Source organism: Mycolicibacterium psychrotolerans (assembly GCF_010729305.1).
In the GTDB taxonomy this organism is placed as follows: Bacteria; Actinomycetota; Actinomycetes; order Mycobacteriales; family Mycobacteriaceae; genus Mycobacterium; species Mycobacterium psychrotolerans.
Genome location: NZ_AP022574.1, coordinates 5,502,042 through 5,517,954, shown reverse-complemented (window position 1 = coordinate 5,517,954; position 15,913 = coordinate 5,502,042). Strand labels below are relative to the sequence as shown.

Sequence of the window (15,913 nt, the reverse complement as noted above, 5' to 3'; positions counted from 1 at the left end):
ACGACAGCCCGGCCGTGCAGGAGGAAAGAGTGCTCTCGGCTTTCATCTCATCACTGCGGACAGTCGACCTGAGGCGAAAGATCCTGTTCACGCTGGGCATCGTGATCCTCTACCGGGTCGGTGCCACGGTCCCGTCGCCCGGGGTCAACTACCCCAACGTGCAACAGTGCATCGCCCAGGTCAGTGGCGGCGACTCCGCGCAGATCTACTCGCTGATCAACCTGTTCTCCGGCGGCGCGCTGTTGCAGCTGTCCGTCTTCGCCGTCGGCGTGATGCCCTACATCACGGCCAGCATCATCGTGCAGTTGCTCGGCGTGGTGATTCCGCGCTTCGAGCAGCTGCGCAAAGAAGGACAAGCCGGCCAGGCCAAGTTGACGCAGTACACCCGCTACCTGGCGATCGCGCTGGCGATCCTGCAGTCCACCTCGATCGTGGCGCTCGCCGCCAACGGCGGGCTGCTGCAGGGCTGCACGCTCGACATCATCGAGGGCCAGAGCGAGGGCATGAACCTCTTCCGCCTGATCATCATCGTGCTGGTGATGACCGCGGGCTCGGCGCTGGTGATGTGGATGGGCGAGCTGGTCACCGAGCGCGGTGTCGGCAACGGCATGTCGCTGCTGATCTTCGCAGGCATCGCGGCCCGCATCCCCAGTGAGGGCAAGACCATCCTCGACGGCCGCGGCGGCATGGTGTTCACGCTGGTCTGCATCGCGGCGCTGATCATCATCGTCGGCGTCGTGTTCGTCGAGCAGGGGCAGCGCCGTATCCCGGTGCAGTACGCCAAGCGGATGGTCGGCCGGCGCATGTACGGCGGCACGTCCACGTACCTGCCGTTGAAGGTCAACCAGGCCGGCGTCATCCCGGTGATCTTCGCGTCGTCGCTGATCTACATCCCGCACCTGATCACCCAGCTGATCCAGAGCGCCAGCGACAACCCCGGCACCGGGTGGTGGCAGACGTTCGTCGCCGACTACCTGACCAACCCGGCCGACCCGGTCTACATCGCGCTGTACTTCGGCCTGATCGTGTTCTTCACGTACTTCTACGTCTCGGTCACGTTCAACCCCGACGAACGCGCCGACGAGATGAAGAAGTACGGCGGGTTCATCCCGGGCATCCGGCCGGGCAAACCCACCGCGGACTATCTGCGCTTCGTGCTGTCCCGCATCACGCTGCCGGGCTCGATCTACCTGGGCATCATCGCGGTCCTGCCGAACCTGTTCCTGGAGATCGGCAACACCGGTTCGGTGCAGAACCTGCCGTTCGGCGGTACCGCCGTGCTGATCGCGATCGGCGTCGCGCTCGACACCATCAAGCAGATCGAAAGCCAGCTCATGCAGCGCAACTACGAGGGTTTTTTGAAGTGAGAGAGGGTTCTTAAGTTGAGAATCGTGTTGTTGGGACCGCCCGGTGCGGGCAAGGGGACGCAGGCGCAGAAGCTGGCCGACAAGCTCGGGGTGCCGCACGTCTCGACCGGTGACCTCTTCCGCTACAACATCAGCAACAACACCGAGCTGGGTGTGGAAGCCAAGAAGTACCTCGACGCCGGGGATCTGGTCCCGGCCTCGCTGACCAACGCCCTGGTGGACGACCGGCTCGACGACGAGGACGCCAAGGCCGGGTTCATCCTCGACGGGTTCCCGCGCTCGGTCGAGCAGGCCGAGGCGCTGGACCAGATGCTCGCCAAGCGCAACTTGTCGCTCGACGCAGTGCTCGAGTTCCGGGTGCCCGAGGAGGAGCTGGTGTCCCGGCTCAAGGGCCGCGGTCGCGCCGACGACACCGAAGACGTCATCCGCAACCGGTTCAAGGTCTACCGCGACGAGACCGCGCCGCTGCTCGACTACTACCGCGAGACGCTCATGACCGTCGACGCCGTCGGCGACCTCGACGAGGTCTTCACCCGGGCCGTCAAGGCGCTCGGCCGCTAGATGGTCTCTCTGCCCGGCTTGCGGAGCCGCAAGGTCGTTCCCCAGCGCACCGCCGGGGAGCTCGACGCGATGGCCGCTGCGGGCGCGTTGGTCGCCGCGGCGCTGCGGGCGGTGCGCGAGGCCGCCGCGCCGGGGGTGTCGACGCTCGAACTCGACGCCGTCGCCGAGGCGGTGATCCGCGACGGTGGCGGCATCCCGTCGTTCCTGGGCTATCACGGCTTCCCTGCCACCATCTGCTCGTCGGTCAACGACCGCGTCGTGCACGGCATCCCGTCGGCCGAGGAAGTCCTGGCCTCCGGCGACCTGGTGTCGATCGACTGCGGCGCCATCCTGGACGGCTGGCACGGCGACTCGGCGTTCACGTTCGGTGTCGGCGCGATGATCCCGGCCGACGAAAAGCTGTCGGCCGCGACCCGGGAATCCATGGAGGCGGGCATCGCCGCGATGGTGCCGGGCAACCGGCTCACCGACGTCTCCCACGCCATCGAGACCGGCACCCGCGCCGCCGAGAAGCGTCACGACCGCGCGTTCGGCATCGTCGCCGGCTACGGCGGGCACGGCATCGGCCGTGAGATGCACATGGACCCGTTCCTGCCCAACGAGGGCGCGCCGGGGCGCGGCCCGCACCTGGCGCCCGGTTCGGTGCTCGCGATCGAACCGATGCTCACGCTGGGCACCACCAGGACGCGTGTTCTGGACGACGATTGGACTGTGGTCACCACGGACGGCTCGCGGGCCGCACACTGGGAACACACTGTTGCGGTCACCGATGACGGACCGAGAATTCTGACCCTCTGAGTGAACCGGACCGCCGCCGACGCCGTGTAGTAGACGGAGGTTGGGGAATGGACGATCCGGAGGCCGCCATGATGCGCGTGCTCTACGACGAACACGCCGCCGCGCTGTGGCGCTACGCGCTGCGGCTGACCGGCGACCGCGCCCGCGCCGAGGACGTCGTCCAGGAGACCCTGCTGCGCGCGTGGCGCCACCCCGAGGTCACCGCCGACCCGGACCGCTCGGCGCGGGCCTGGCTGTTCACCGTGGCCCGCAACATGATCATCGACGAGCGCCGCAGCGCCCGCTTCCGCAACGAGGCGTCGGACCCGGTACCCGACGACGTCGCCGACCGCGCCTCCTCGGACGAGGTGGACGCCGCGCTGAACCGCATCCTGGTGGGCACCGCGCTCGCGCAGTTGTCCGAGGAGCACCGCGCGGTCGTCCGGCGGGCGTACTACCAGGGGTGGTCGACCGCACAGATCTCCGCGGACCTCGGCATCCCGGAGGGAACCGTGAAATCGCGACTGCACTACGCCATGCGCGCCCTGAGACTGGGCCTTCAGGAGATGGGGGTGACCCGATGAACGTCGACGACCGCTACCTGACCTGGGACGGCGCGTACGTGCTGGGAGCGTTGAGCAACGACGAACGCCTCGAGTACGAGCGCCATCTCGAAGGCTGCACGCGGTGCCGCACCGCCGTCGCCGAACTCGGCGGCATGCCGGGCCTGCTGGGCCTGCTCGACCTCGACGACGTGATCGCGCTCGACGACGAGCAAACGGACCCGCCGCTGCGGCTCGAGGTGCGCGACGCCGTGCTGGCCAAGGTGCGCTGGCGCAGGCGTCGCAGCCGATGGGTGAACTCGGCGGTGATAGGGCTGGCCGCCGCGGTGCTGGCCGTCGGCGTACTCCTGGTGGCGCGACCGCAGATCATGGGGCTGCAGAACCGGCCCGACACCCAGAACACCGCCCAGATGATCGAGATGACGAAGGTGGCGCCCACGCCCATCAACGCCAGCATCGCGCTGACCGACTTCGGCTGGGGCACCCGCGTCGACATGGTCTGCACCTACGGCCAGTGGGGCAACAACGACGCCCCGCCGAAGGATCTGGGCATGGTGGTGCTCACCCGCGACGGCAGCCGGTCGCAGATCGCGACCTGGCTCGGCGTGCCGGGCGCGACCGCACTGCCCAGCGGCACCACCCCGATCCAGCGCGACGACATCACCGCGGTGCAGATGGTGTCCGTCTCCGACGGAAAGGTGCTGCTGGAAAAGCAGCTCTGAACCAAACCTCCTCTGCCGTCGTGTCACCGGTGAAGGAAGGTGGTGCGGCATGGCCGAGGAGTATCGGGTGGTCGATCACATCGTCGACCGGCTGGCCGCCCGCGGCGTTCGGCACCTCTTCGGCGTCGACGGCGCCAACATCGAAGACCTCTTCGATGCCGCGGCCGGCCGCGAGGACGTCGCCACCGTCCTGGCCAAACACGAATTCGGCGCTGCCGCAATGGCGGACGGCTACAGCCGCAGCGGAGCCCGGCTCGGCGTGGTCGCCGCCACGTCGGGCGGCGGCTGCCTGAACCTCGTCCCCGGGCTCGGCGAATCGTTGGCCCGCCGGGTGCCGGTGCTGGCGCTCGTCGGGCAGGCCCCGACCCGGCTCGACGGCCGCGGCGCCTTCCAGGACACCAGCGGCGCCGACGACACCCTCGACGCCGAGGCGCTGTTCTCCGCGGTGTCGCTGTACTGCCGCCGCGTGACCCGGCCCGAGGACATCGCGCGCGCGCTGGCCGACGCGTTCACCGCGGCGTCGGCCGGCGGACCCGCAGTGCTCCTGCTGCCCAAGGACATTCAGCAGGCAGTCATGTCGCCGACCGTCGGGCTGTCCGCGCACCGCCCCCCGCGCGCACCGCTCCCCGACCTGGACGACATCGTCGGGGCATTGCGGGCCGCCACGGGGCCGGTTGCCGTCATCGCCGGTGAGCAGGTCGCCCGCGACGACGCCCGCGCCGAACTGCGGCTGCTCTGCGACGCGCTCGGTGCGCAGCCGGCCACGGTGCCCGACGCCAAGGACGTCGCCCCCGGCGCCCCCGTCACAGGGGTGATGGGGCACCCCGCTGTGGTCGCCGCGCTCGAACGCAGCACGGCCTGCCTGCTGATCGGCACCCGCATGGACGTCACCGCCCGGGCCGGCCTCGACGGCGCACTGGCCGCCGTGCCCACCCTGTCGATCGGATCGGCCGTGCCGTACGTGGCGGCCATGCACTGCCGCGCCGACGACCTGCGCGCCGCACTGCCTGCGCTCACCGCCGCCGTCGGCCGGAGGTCGGACTATGCGCGAAAGGTGTTGTCGCCCAGCGAGTTGTCGACCCCTGCGGCCTGCGGTCCCGGAGTGCGGTACCGCACCGCGCTGCACGCGATCGACGCCGCCCTGCCTGCCGGTGCCGACATCGTCGTCGACGCCGGCAACATCGGCGCGGCGGCCATCCACCACCTGCCCGCGCGGGCCGACGGCAGGTTCCTCGTCGCGCTCGGCATGGGCGGCATGGGGTACAGCTTCGGTGCGGCCGTCGGCAGCGTGGCGCACCGCGGCCGCCGCACCGTCGTGATCGCCGGCGACGGTTCCTTCTACATGCACGGCATGGAGATCCACACCGCGCTGCGCTACCGGCTGCCGATCACCTTCCTGCTCTTCGACAATCACGCGCACGCGATGTGCGTGACCCGCGAGCAGCTGTTCTACGGGGGCGGCGACGGCCGGAACCGCTTCGGGCCGAGCCGGCTGGGCGCCGGTCTGGCCGCGATGTTCCCCGGGCTGCCCGCCGTCGACGTCGACGCGGCGCAGCACCTGCCCGCCGCACTGCGCACCGCCCTGGCCTGCGACGGCCCGTCGGTGGTCGCCGTCGAATGCTCACCCGACGAAATCCCGCCGTTCGCGGCGTTTCTCACCCAGAAGGAGTCCCCGCATGTCGCTGCGCACGCTTGACGAGATCGACGGTCTGATCCGCATCGAGACGTCCCCGAAGGAACAGGCCACGCCGATGATCATGGAGCGGATGCGGTCGGTGTATCCGCACGACCAGGTGTTCGGCACCTACTGCACGGTCAACGACTACATCGACTGTCCGCCCGACGAACTGTTCGAATACCTCACCGACACCCGCTGTCTGGAGGAGTGGACGTACAGCCTGCGCGGCTTCACCCCGACCGACGAGCCGGGCCTGTGGCTCGCCCACGACCGGCTGGGCGCGGGCCCCGACGGTCCGGGTAGCGCGATCTACACCCGCACCGTCGCGCACCCCGAGGCGATGACCGTCGACTACCACTGCGCATGGGACCAGGGCAAGCACCTGTGGATGATCTACCTGATGCGCGTCGTCGACGCACAGGTCGTCTTCGACAAGCCCGGTTCGGTTGTGCTGTGGACGAATTGTCACCACCCGTTCTACGACCACAACCCCTATCCGGAGACCGCGCCGGCGGGCCGGCCGGTGTGGGTGGGTGACTTCTGGGACATGTTCGGGCCCGGCCACCAACTCGAGCTCGCGAACCTCAAGGCGATCGCCGAGCACCGGCACCGCAACGGGCTGCCGGTCACGCCGGCATGGATGAGATGAGAACGCCGTGAGCACAACCGAACCCGTGAGCCTGCTCGACGTGTCGGTGCATCTGCCGGGTGCCCCGATCGGGGCCGAGTACTACGCGCAGTTCGCAGAAAGCGACGAACTGCGGGAGAACCGGATGTTCCGCGCGCCGCGGCACCGCCATCACGTCACGCCCGGCACCACCGCGGCCGACATGGTCGAGCGGGCCGCCGCCGGCCTGCTCGAGCGCCACGGCGAGGACATGGTCCGCGGCGCGGACGTGCTGATCACCCACACCCAGCTACCGGACATGCCGTTCTACGGTGCGGGCGGTGCGATCGCACACCGGCTCGGCATGAAACCGCGGCACGTGATCGACCTGCACAACGGCGGGTGCGCGGCGTTCGTGCTCGGGATGAGTCTGGCCCGCACACTGCTGGCCGCCGGGGAGGGTCGCACCGCGCTGATCGCCGTCGTGCAGAACGCGGCCGGGCAGATCTTCGACCAGCCCACCATCCGGACCAAGGCGCAGGCCGCCGTGCCCGGTGACGGCGCTGCCGTCGGCCTGGTCGCCCGGTCGGACGCCGCGCCGATCCTCGCCGTCGAATGCCGCACCTACGGCGAGTACGCCGGCGACATGACCATCGCGGTCGACCCGCCGCGGCTGTGGTGGCAGGCCGGCCCGGGTGAGGGGTGCATCGGCTTCACCGAGGCCAAGATCACCAAGGTGCTGGCCCGCGGCAACCGCCAGGTGCCCGAGGTGAGCTACGCCGTCTGCGACCGCCTCGGCCTGGCGCCCTCCGACATCGACCTGTTCGTCAGCAACCAGCCCAACCGGGTGTTCCTGCGCAACTGGCGGGAGGCGCTCGAGGTGCCCGAGTCGAGACACGTCGATACTTTTGATGAGTGCGGCAACCTGTTCGCCGCGGGAATCCCGGTGAACCTCGACCGTGCCGTCGCCGACGGCAAGGTGCGGCCCGGGGACACCGTGCTGATGGGGGCCTTCGCCCACGCCGGTGATTTCGCGGGTGCGGCCGCCGTGCGGTGGGGCGGACGACCCTGATGGCCGCGCGCGACGCCGCGGCCGTGACCGTGCTGCCCGACGCGGTGAATCCGTGTGCGTTGTCGCTCAACGAGAATCCGTTCCCGCCGCTGCCTGCGGTGCGCGCCGCCGTACGCGCGTCAGTGGACTCGCTGAACCGCTATCCCGATTTCCTGCCGCACCGGCTGCGGTCGGTCATCGCGGGACGCCTCGGAGTGGCTGCGGACCAGGTGGTGATCGGGGAGGGGGCGACGGGCGTGCTGATGCAGGTGCTGCATGCGCTGACCAGTCCCGGCGACACACTGGTGACGTCGACGCCGACGTTCGACGGCTACCCGATTCTCGCGCGGATGGCGCGGCTGCGGCCGGTGACGGTTCCGCTCGACAGGCACGGCCACCACGACCTCGACGCGATGGCCGACGCCGCGGTCGGCGCGCGCGTGGTGGCGGTGTGCCGGCCGCACAATCCGACGGGCACGGTGGAGCAGGTGAGCGCCCTCGAGCGGTTTCTGCAGCGGGTGCCCGCCGACACCGTGGTGCTGCTCGACGAGGCCTACGTGGAATTCCTCGCCCCTGAACACCGCGTCGACGCGGTCGAGCTGGTGCGCCGCTTCGGCAACGTCGTGGTGGTGCGCACCTTCTCGAAAGCTTATGGGCTGGCGGGGCTGCGGGTCGGGTACGGCTTCTGCGCACCTGCGCTGGGCCGCGCGCTGTGGGCGATGCAGCTGCCCTTCGGGGTGTCGCTGCCCGCGTTGGTAGCCGTCGTCGCTTCCTATGAGGCGGAAAGCCAACTGCTGCATCGGATCAGGACGATCACGGCCGAACGCAGGCGGCTGCAGATGCGGCTGCGGGCGATGGGCGTGTACACCACCGACGCGCAGGCGAACTTCGTGTACCTGCCCGGTGACCGGGTGCGCTGGAGCGACGCCTTCGACGGCTCGGGGCTGCTGGTACGCCGGTACGACGACGGCGGCGTTCGCATCACCGTCGGCTCGCGGGCCTCGACGCGGGCGGTGATCCGCACCGTCGCAGCGGCGATGCGGTAAGAAGAGGCGTGGCCAGCGAGTCGGAGCGACGGGATCCGATCGCGGCGGCGCGCGCCAACTGGGAGAAGTCCGGTTGGGGCGACGTGGCCGACGGCATGGTCGCGGTGACATCGGTGATGCGCGCGCACCAGATCCTGCTGGCCCGCGTCGAGAATGCGTTGCGGCCCTACGACCTCAGCTTCTCGCGGTTCGAACTGCTGCGGCTGCTGGCGTTCAGCCGCACCGGCGCGCTGCCGATCACGAAGGCCTCCGACCGGCTGCAGGTGCACGTCACCAGCGTCACCCACGCGATCCGGCGACTGGAGTCCGACGGGCTGGTCGAGCGGATCCCGCATCCGACCGACGGGCGGACCACCCTGGTCCGGCTGACCGATCTGGGCCGCTCCACCGTCGAGGACGCCACCGTCACGCTCAACAGCGACGTGTTCGCCGACATCGGTGTCTCCGACGCGCAGTCGCGCGCGCTGGCCGAGTCGATCCGCGCACTGCGCCACAGCGCCGGCGACTTCTGACCGCTCGCGAACGTGCATTCCTTGTAGCTTCGTTCGCGCGGTCACGACGAGGAGTGCACGTTCGCGGCGGGACGCGACTTTCAGCGGGCAGGCACCGGGATGCTCGCGGTGACCGTGGTGCCCGCGCCGGGGCGCGACCGGATGTTGAGCCGGCCGCCGACGATCTCGGCGCGCTCGGCCATCGACAAAAGGCCGTAGCCGCCCATCTCGTCGCTGCCCAGCGGACGCTCCAGGGTGTCGAAACCGACTCCGTCGTCGACGATCTCGAGCCGGGCGACGTCACCGTGCGGGCCGCGGTCCAGCGAGAAGGTCAACCGGGCCCGCGTCGCGTCGGCGTGCTTGACGACGTTCTGCAGACACTCCTGGGCGATCCGGTACAGCGCGAGCTCGATGTGATCGGGCAGCCGGGTGTCGGCCAGATCCACGTCGATGCCGATCTGCGGGATGGACCGGGCCAGGCTGGCCAGCCCGCCGGAGAGCCCGAGGTCGTCGAGCACCGGGGGCCGTAGACCGCTGATCGCGGCGCGGGCTTCCTGCAGCGTCAGCTCGGCCAGCTCGCGGGCTCGGTCGAGCTGCTCGGTGAGTGCGGCGCGGTCGTCGGGCGACTTCGCCGCCTGCGCGGCCGCGTCGAGCCGGTAGGACAGCGTCACCAGCCGCTGGGAGATGCCGTCGTGGATGTCGCCGGCCAGCCGCCGCCGCTCGATCTCCTGGGCCTCGATCACCTGCTCGACGAAGTTCTCGTGCGCGCGTTCGCGGGCCACCAGCTGCCGGTGCAGCCGGGCCTGGTGCATGGCCCCGGCGATGAGCCGGCCGATCACCAGCAGCAGTTCGACGTCGCGGTCGCCGAAGTCACGCTCGGCCACGGTGTGCACGTTGAGCACGCCGACCAGCCCGCCGGGCGTCGACTCCATCGGCACCGACACCATCGAGGTGAAGTCACGGCCGCGAAGCGACTGGAATGGTAGATACCGCGGGTCGGACTCCTTGTCGCGGCGGATCACCACCGGTTCCAGATGGCTGGCCACCCAGCCCGAAATGCCTTGTCCCAGCGGCAGTCTGATCTTGCCGACCTCCGAGTCGAACGGTGGGGTGGCGCCGGCCAGCGTCAGCGAGCGTTCGGTGTCGTCGAGGACGTGCACGAAGCAGACGTCGCTGTCGGTGGCCGCGGTGATCATCCGCGCAGCGGCGGCGGCCAGTGGCTCGACGCCGGGGCCGCGCGACGCTGCCTGGATGAGTTCGCGCAGCAGCGCGAGTTCCCGGTCGGCGGTCAGCACCGCCCGCGACGGCGTGCTCACTGGTAGATGCCTTCGCGCAGAGCGGTCGCCACCGCGCCGGTCCGGTCGCTGACGCCGAGCTTGCGGTAGATCGAGCTGAGGTGGGTTTTGACGGTCTCGTCGCCGATCACCAGCTTGGCGGCGATCGCGCGGTTCGAGAGCCCGTTGACCACCAGCGCCAGGATCTCACTTTCGCGCTGGGTGAGGCCCTGCCGCGCGCCGGGCCAGAACTCGTCGCGCTGCAGCCGGGCCGCGGTGTCCACCGCGCGGGCGGCCATGCCCGGGTCGATCGCGGTCGCACCGCTGTGCACGAACTCCAATTGGCGCACCAGCTCCTCGCTGCTGATGCTCTTGAGCAGATACCCCGACGCGCCGACGCGCAGGGCCTGGAACAGGTACTGCTCGTCGTCGTAGACCGACAGCATCACCACCCGCCGGTCGGGGTCGCGCTGGCGCAGCTGCTGGCAGACGTCCAGCCCGCTGGAGCCCTGCATCCGGACATCACACAGCACGATGTCGGGGTCGAGGTCGGCGACCACGCTCATCACCTTGTCGGCGCCGACCGCCTGCCCGACGACGGTCACCCTGCTGTCGAACGCGGCGAGCATCGCCTTGAGTCCCTCGATGACCATCTCGTGGTCGTCGACCAGCACGATCCGCACCGGTTCGCGATCCAGACGGGTGGTCATGGCCCTCACCTTAGAGGCGCACCCCGCCGCTTCCGGCCAAGTTGGCGCGGCGAATCCCCCACATGGGGGAGGCGGACAGCATGTGACGTGAGACACGATTCTCGTCATGCAGCCCACGCAGCAGAAGGCATGGCGAGCCGGTCGATTCTGGTGGGACTGGCCGCGCCCCAGCGACGCCACAGTGCCGTCGCTGCGCGCGGTCGTGTTCGACCTCGACGCGATCGCCGACATCGAGTGCGCCGGTCACCGGCCGGCCTTCAACAAGGCGTTCGCCGAGCTCGGCCTGGACATCGTGTGGTCCGAGGCGCGCTACCGGCAGCTGATGGCGCTCAGTGACGAGCGCCGCCGGGTGGCCGCGGAGCTGCGCAAACGGGGGGTCAGCTCCGAGTGCGACGTGCTCGCCGAACTGCTGGTCGACGAGATCTGCGCGACCAAGGACATGATCGTGGCCGAGACGATCCTCGACGCCGACATCACCGCCCGGGCGGGTGTGGTGGATCTGATCACCGAGGCCTACGCGGCCGGGATCAGTGTCGGCATCGTCAGCTCGGGCACCCACTCCTGGGTCGAGCCGCTGGTGCGTCAGCTCGTCGGCGAGGGCGTCGTCGCGGCGATCGTCACTGCGGACGACGCACCCCGCACCGATCTTTACGGGGCTGCCCTGGCCGAGTTGGGCGCCGCCCCGCAGGAGGCGCTCGCGTTCGCGGGGTCGCCGGCCAGTCAGCGCATGGCCGCGGCCGCAGGCCTGCCGACGGTGCTGACGGGTGCCACCGCCGAGGCCGCCCCGCTGCGCGTCGTCGACTGTCAGCGGGTGCGCGACCAGTGGCGCGTCGCGCACCCGGTCACCGCCGCCTGATCCCTCAGCCGCGCAGCATCTCGATGACCGCGCTGAAGTCCTTGTCGGCGTGGTCCTCGTTGAAGCTCCGGTAGATCTCGGCGGCGTGGCTGCCCAGCGGAGCCGACGACCCCGTCGACGCCACCGCGGCCATCGCCAACCCGAGATCCTTGTTCATCAACGCGGTCGCGAACCCCGGCTTGAAATCGTTGTTGGCCGGTGAGGCCGGAACCGGGCCCGGCACAGGGCAGTTGGTGTGCACCGCCCAGCAGTTCCCGGTCGCCCCGGTGATCACGTCGAACAGCGACTGCGCGGGCAGGCCGAGCTTTTCGGCCAGCACGAACGCTTCACCGATCGCGATCTGCTGCACCGCGAGCACCATGTTGTTGCACAGCTTGGCGGCCTGCCCGGCCCCCGAGTCTCCGCAGTGAATGATCTTGCCCGCCATGGGTTCCAGTACCGGTCGGGCGGCGTCGACTGCCTCTTTGGTGCCGCCGAGCATGAACGCCAGCGTGCCGGCCGTGGCTCCCTTGATACCGCCCGACACCGGCGCGTCGATCTGTGCGAGCCCGCGCTCGCCGGCCTGGGCATGGATCGTGCGGGCGTCGTCGACGGAGATCGTCGAGGTGTCGATCAGCAGGGCACCGTCCTTGGCGACCGGCAGCACCTCGGCGTACGCGGCCTTGACGATGTCACCGTTGGGGAGGGACGTGATCACCACGTCGGCGCCGGCGGCCGCCTCGGCGCCGCTGGTGTACACCGCCGCACCCTTTTCCGCCGCGGCGTCGCGCAGCGTGACCACCGGGTCGAACCCGTGCACGGTGTGCCCTGCGGCCACCAGGTTCGCCGCCATCGGCCCGCCCATGTTGCCCAATCCCAGGAACGCGATCGTCGTCATCTGAGCTCTCCCGTCATGAGGCGCGGGCCCGGGCGGCGGCTGCCCGCCCGATCACCACGCGCATGATTTCGTTGGTGCCCTCCAGGATTCGATGCACCCGCAGGTCGCGGACGATCTTCTCCAGCCCGTATTCGCGCAGATAGCCGTAACCGCCGTGCAACTGCAGCGCCTGGTCGGCGACATCGAAGCACGCGTCGGTGACGTACCGCTTGGCCATCGCACACAACTCCACCCGGTCGGGGTGGTCGTCGTCGAGTGCGGTCGCGGCCCGCCACAGCATCATGCGCGAGGTCTCCAGCGAGGTGGCCATGTCAGCGAGCGTGAACCGGATCGTCGGCTCGTCGAGTAGCGCACCCCCGAACGCCTGCCGGTCGGCCAGATAGCCGACGGCCTTGTCGTAGGCCGTCTGGGCGCCGCCCAGCGAGCAGGCGGCGATGTTGATGCGGCCACCGTTGAGGCCCTTCATCGCGATGCCGAAGCCGGCGCCCTCGCCGTCGGTTCCGCCGAGCATCGCCTCGGCAGGCACCCGGGCGCCGTCGAGGATCACCTGCCGGGTGGGTTGGGCGTTCCAGCCCATTTTCTGTTCTTCGGCGCCGAAACTCAGCCCCGGTGCGTCCTTCTCGACGACGAACGCCGAGATGCCTTTCGGCCCCTCAGCTCCGGTGCGCGCCATCACGATGTAGACGTCGGACGCGCCGGCGCCGGAGATGAACTGTTTGACCCCGTCGAGCACCCATTCGTCGCCGGACCGAACTGCCTTGGTGCGCAACGCCCCTGCGTCCGAGCCTGCGCCGGGTTCGGTGAGGCAGTAGCTGGCGATCGCGTCCATCGACGCCAGTCGCGGCACCCACGTCTTTCGCTGCTCCTCGGTGCCGAAGCTGTCCACCATCCAGGCGCACATGTTGTGGATCGACAGGAACGCGGCGACGGTCGGGTCGGCGGTTGCGAGCATCTCGAAGATGCGCACGGCGTCGATGCGCCGCAACCCGCTGCCGCCGACGTCTTCGCGACAGTAGATCGCGGCCATGCCCAGTTCAGCCGCTTCGCGCAGCACCTCGGTGGGGAAGTGGTGCGTCTCGTCCCACTCCAATGCGTAAGGCGCCAGCCGTTTCTCGGCGAAGGCGGCCGCCGTCTCGGCGATCACCCGGTCGTCGGCGTCGAGACTGATGAGGTCCACCGGTGCTATTTCATGGTGGGGATGACGAACTCCGCGCCATCCTTGATGCCGGACGGCCAGCGCTCGGTGACGGTCTTGACCTTGGTGTAGAACTGGATCGAGGCGGGGCCGTGCTGGTTGAGGTCGCCGAAGCCGGACCGCTTCCAGCCGCCGAACGTGTGGTAGGCCACCGGAACCGGGATCGGCACGTTGACCCCGACCATGCCGACCTGCACCCGGGACACGAAATCGCGGGCGGCGTCACCGTCGCGGGTGAAGATCGCCACGCCGTTGCCGTATTCGTGCTTGGTCGGAAGGCTCAGGGCCTCTTCGTAATCGGCGGCGCGCACGATGCACAGCACCGGGCCGAAGATCTCGTCGGTGTAGATGCTCATGTCCGAGGTGACGTGGTCGAACAGCGTGGGCCCGATGAAGTAGCCACTTTCGAGGCTCTGGTCGTCGAAGCTGAGTTCGTCGGTGGTCCGCTCGCGGCCGTCGACCACGAGATCGGCGCCGGCGTCCACGCCCTGGGCGATGTAGCTCTTGACGCGCTCGAGGGCGGCGGCGGTGACCAGGGGGCCGTAGTCGGCCTTCGGGTCCAGGCTGTGGCCGACGCGGAGTTGGTTGATGCGTTCGACGAGGCGGTTTCGAAGCCGGTCCGCGGTCTCCTTGCCCACCGGCACGGCGACGCTGATCGCCATGCAGCGCTCACCCGCGCTGCCGTACCCCGCGCCGATCAGTGCGTCGACGGCCTGGTCGAGGTCGGCGTCGGGCAGCACGATCATGTGGTTCTTGGCGCCGCCGAAGCACTGCGAGCGCTTCCCGTTGGCGGCAGCGGTGGCGTAGATGTACTGCGCGATGTCGGAGCTGCCGACGAAGCCGACGGCCTGGATGTCGGGGTGGGTGAGGATCGCGTCGACGGCCTCCTTGTCGCCCTGCACGACCTGGAACACCCCGGCGGGCAGGCCGGCTTCCAGGAACAGCTCGGCCAGCCGCAGCGGCACCGAGGGATCGCGCTCGGAAGGCTTGAGGATGAACGCGTTTCCGCATGCCAGCGCGGGACCCGCCTTCCACAGCGGGATCATCGCGGGGAAGTTGAACGGCGTGATGCCGGCGACGACGCCGAGGGGCTGGCGGATCGAGTACACGTCGATGCCGGAGCCGGCGCCCTCGGTGAATTCCCCCTTGAGCAGATGCGGGATCCCGATGGCGAACTCGATCACCTCGATGCCGCGCTGGATGTCGCCCTTGGAGTCGGCGACGGTCTTGCCGTGTTCGATGCTGAGCAGTTCGGCCAGCTCGTCGGTGTTCGCGTTGACCAGTTCGATGAACTTCATCATCACGCGGGCGCGGCGTTGAGGGTTCCAGGCGGCCCACTGCTTCTGTGCCTCGACCGCCGAGGCCACCGCGGTGTCGACGTCGGCGGCGCTGGCGAGCAGCACCTGGGCCTGCACCTCGCCGGTGCTGGGATTCATCACGTCGGCCGTCCGGGTGGAGGCCAGCTCGTTGCGCTTGCCGTCGATGAAGTGCGGGATACGTGTGGTCATGCTGGTGCCTTCCAACTGGTCGATACTTGCATATCCTAGTAATCCGGCGCGGGCTCTGGCAAGAGGTGTGAGGACCTGTCGGACCTTCGAACTAGCGTTTCGACGTACGTCGGCGGCGTGAAGGGTGGACGCACTGCCGCCTAGTCACATTTAGACGCCGGATGCATAGCCGGTATCGCGGCCCTCCGCGATTCTGGCCAGGGCGCGGGAAACCCCCGAAGTGTCATACCGACCTGCTTGGCGATCTTGTGCACATGCCAGCGGCCTTGTGCACATGCCAGCGGCAGCGAGGTAGTCCACGTACGGGCGGTCGTGCGGTCATCTCTCTGCTTCGGACTACCGGCACTCTCCAGCTACCACCGAGTGCCGTCGAGCCCCGGAATCACGCATCGCCCGTCAGCAGCCACTCGCCCAATCAGCATGCCGTCATACCCCGTGCACGATGAGTTGAGCGGCTCACAGGTGTTGATGGACGTAATCACCTTGTCGGGGCCGCACACGGAGCCGGGTGCTGGCGGGTCGGCATTGGCGATGGGGGTGCCGAAGCCCAGCGTCAGCATTGCTGCGGTAGCGAAGACGAGTGAGCGGGTCGCGTCGAACATGTTCGATACCTCCGGCGGATGGACCCCC

The 15,913-nt window shown here is 69.4% G+C and carries 17 protein-coding genes; 11 read left to right on the top strand and 6 right to left on the bottom strand.

From position 1 onward, the window contains the following. Positions 1–29: 29 nt before the first annotated feature. The 10 genes from secY to G6N45_RS26520 are packed head-to-tail and all read left to right on the top strand — an operon-like array spanning position 30 to position 8,884. Complete coding sequence (gene secY, locus G6N45_RS26565; protein WP_057151404.1) at positions 30–1,367, top strand: preprotein translocase subunit SecY; 1,338 nt, start codon at positions 30–32, stop codon at positions 1,365–1,367. A gap of 15 nt (positions 1,368–1,382) precedes the next feature. After that, a complete protein-coding gene (locus G6N45_RS26560) occupies positions 1,383–1,928 on the top strand; it encodes an adenylate kinase (protein ID WP_163727031.1) in 546 nt (181 codons plus the stop codon). Then, positions 1,929–2,726, top strand: a complete 798-nt coding sequence (gene map, locus G6N45_RS26555) for a type I methionyl aminopeptidase (protein WP_163727027.1) — start codon at positions 1,929–1,931, stop codon at positions 2,724–2,726. Between the two features lie 47 nt (positions 2,727–2,773). Then, positions 2,774–3,289: a sigma-70 family RNA polymerase sigma factor gene (locus tag G6N45_RS26550; protein ID WP_163727024.1), complete on the top strand. Its 516-nt coding sequence runs from the start codon at positions 2,774–2,776 to the stop codon at positions 3,287–3,289. After that, a complete protein-coding gene (locus G6N45_RS26545; RefSeq protein ID WP_163727020.1) occupies positions 3,286–3,990 on the top strand; it encodes a zf-HC2 domain-containing protein in 705 nt (234 codons plus the stop codon). The genes G6N45_RS26550 and G6N45_RS26545 overlap by 4 nt, the downstream gene beginning before the upstream one ends. Positions 3,991–4,039: 49 nt before the next feature. Further along, complete coding sequence (locus G6N45_RS26540; protein WP_163727017.1) at positions 4,040–5,686, top strand: thiamine pyrophosphate-binding protein; 1,647 nt, start codon at positions 4,040–4,042, stop codon at positions 5,684–5,686. Further along, positions 5,667–6,317: an SRPBCC family protein gene (locus G6N45_RS26535; protein ID WP_163727014.1), complete on the top strand. Its 651-nt coding sequence runs from the start codon at positions 5,667–5,669 to the stop codon at positions 6,315–6,317. The genes G6N45_RS26540 and G6N45_RS26535 overlap by 20 nt, the downstream gene beginning before the upstream one ends. A 7-nt stretch (positions 6,318–6,324) precedes the next feature. Then, on the top strand, positions 6,325–7,347 hold the full coding sequence (locus tag G6N45_RS26530) for a 3-oxoacyl-ACP synthase III family protein (protein ID WP_163727011.1): 1,023 nt from the start codon (positions 6,325–6,327) through the stop codon (positions 7,345–7,347). Further along, the gene (locus tag G6N45_RS26525; RefSeq protein WP_163727009.1) at positions 7,347–8,372 is read left to right on the top strand and encodes a pyridoxal phosphate-dependent aminotransferase; all 1,026 of its coding nucleotides are present in this window, start codon (positions 7,347–7,349) and stop codon (positions 8,370–8,372) included. Before G6N45_RS26530 ends, G6N45_RS26525 begins: the two co-directional genes overlap by 1 nt. An 8-nt stretch (positions 8,373–8,380) precedes the next feature. Then, on the top strand, positions 8,381–8,884 hold the full coding sequence (locus G6N45_RS26520) for a MarR family transcriptional regulator (protein WP_057151113.1): 504 nt from the start codon (positions 8,381–8,383) through the stop codon (positions 8,882–8,884). 80 nt (positions 8,885–8,964) lie between these two features. Here G6N45_RS26520 and G6N45_RS26515 read toward each other — a convergent pair whose 3' ends face one another. Both G6N45_RS26515 and G6N45_RS26510 read right to left on the bottom strand, forming a co-directional pair. Further along, complete coding sequence (locus tag G6N45_RS26515) at positions 8,965–10,179, bottom strand: GAF domain-containing sensor histidine kinase (protein ID WP_057151112.1); 1,215 nt, start codon at positions 10,177–10,179, stop codon at positions 8,965–8,967. Continuing rightward, the gene (locus tag G6N45_RS26510) at positions 10,176–10,847 is read right to left on the bottom strand and encodes a response regulator (RefSeq protein ID WP_057151111.1); all 672 of its coding nucleotides are present in this window, start codon (positions 10,845–10,847) and stop codon (positions 10,176–10,178) included. Before G6N45_RS26510 ends, G6N45_RS26515 begins: the two co-directional genes overlap by 4 nt. A gap of 106 nt (positions 10,848–10,953) precedes the next feature. Between G6N45_RS26510 and G6N45_RS26505 the strand changes: the two genes are divergently transcribed. Then, the gene (locus G6N45_RS26505) at positions 10,954–11,703 is read left to right on the top strand and encodes an HAD family hydrolase (RefSeq protein WP_179965246.1); all 750 of its coding nucleotides are present in this window, start codon (positions 10,954–10,956) and stop codon (positions 11,701–11,703) included. Positions 11,704–11,707: 4 nt separating this feature from the next. Here G6N45_RS26505 and mmsB read toward each other — a convergent pair whose 3' ends face one another. From mmsB to G6N45_RS26485, 4 genes are all read right to left on the bottom strand, one after another. Then, complete coding sequence (gene mmsB, locus G6N45_RS26500) at positions 11,708–12,580, bottom strand: 3-hydroxyisobutyrate dehydrogenase (RefSeq protein ID WP_163727006.1); 873 nt, start codon at positions 12,578–12,580, stop codon at positions 11,708–11,710. A gap of 13 nt (positions 12,581–12,593) precedes the next feature. After that, positions 12,594–13,757, bottom strand: coding sequence for an acyl-CoA dehydrogenase family protein (locus G6N45_RS26495; RefSeq protein ID WP_163727003.1), 1,164 nt, complete (start codon positions 13,755–13,757; stop codon positions 12,594–12,596). 5 nt (positions 13,758–13,762) lie between these two features. Beyond that, the gene (locus G6N45_RS26490) at positions 13,763–15,283 is read right to left on the bottom strand and encodes a CoA-acylating methylmalonate-semialdehyde dehydrogenase (RefSeq protein WP_163727001.1); all 1,521 of its coding nucleotides are present in this window, start codon (positions 15,281–15,283) and stop codon (positions 13,763–13,765) included. A 353-nt stretch (positions 15,284–15,636) separates the two neighbouring features. Then, on the bottom strand, positions 15,637–15,885 hold the full coding sequence (locus G6N45_RS26485; protein ID WP_163726998.1) for a hypothetical protein: 249 nt from the start codon (positions 15,883–15,885) through the stop codon (positions 15,637–15,639). Between the last annotated feature and the right edge of the window lie 28 nt (positions 15,886–15,913).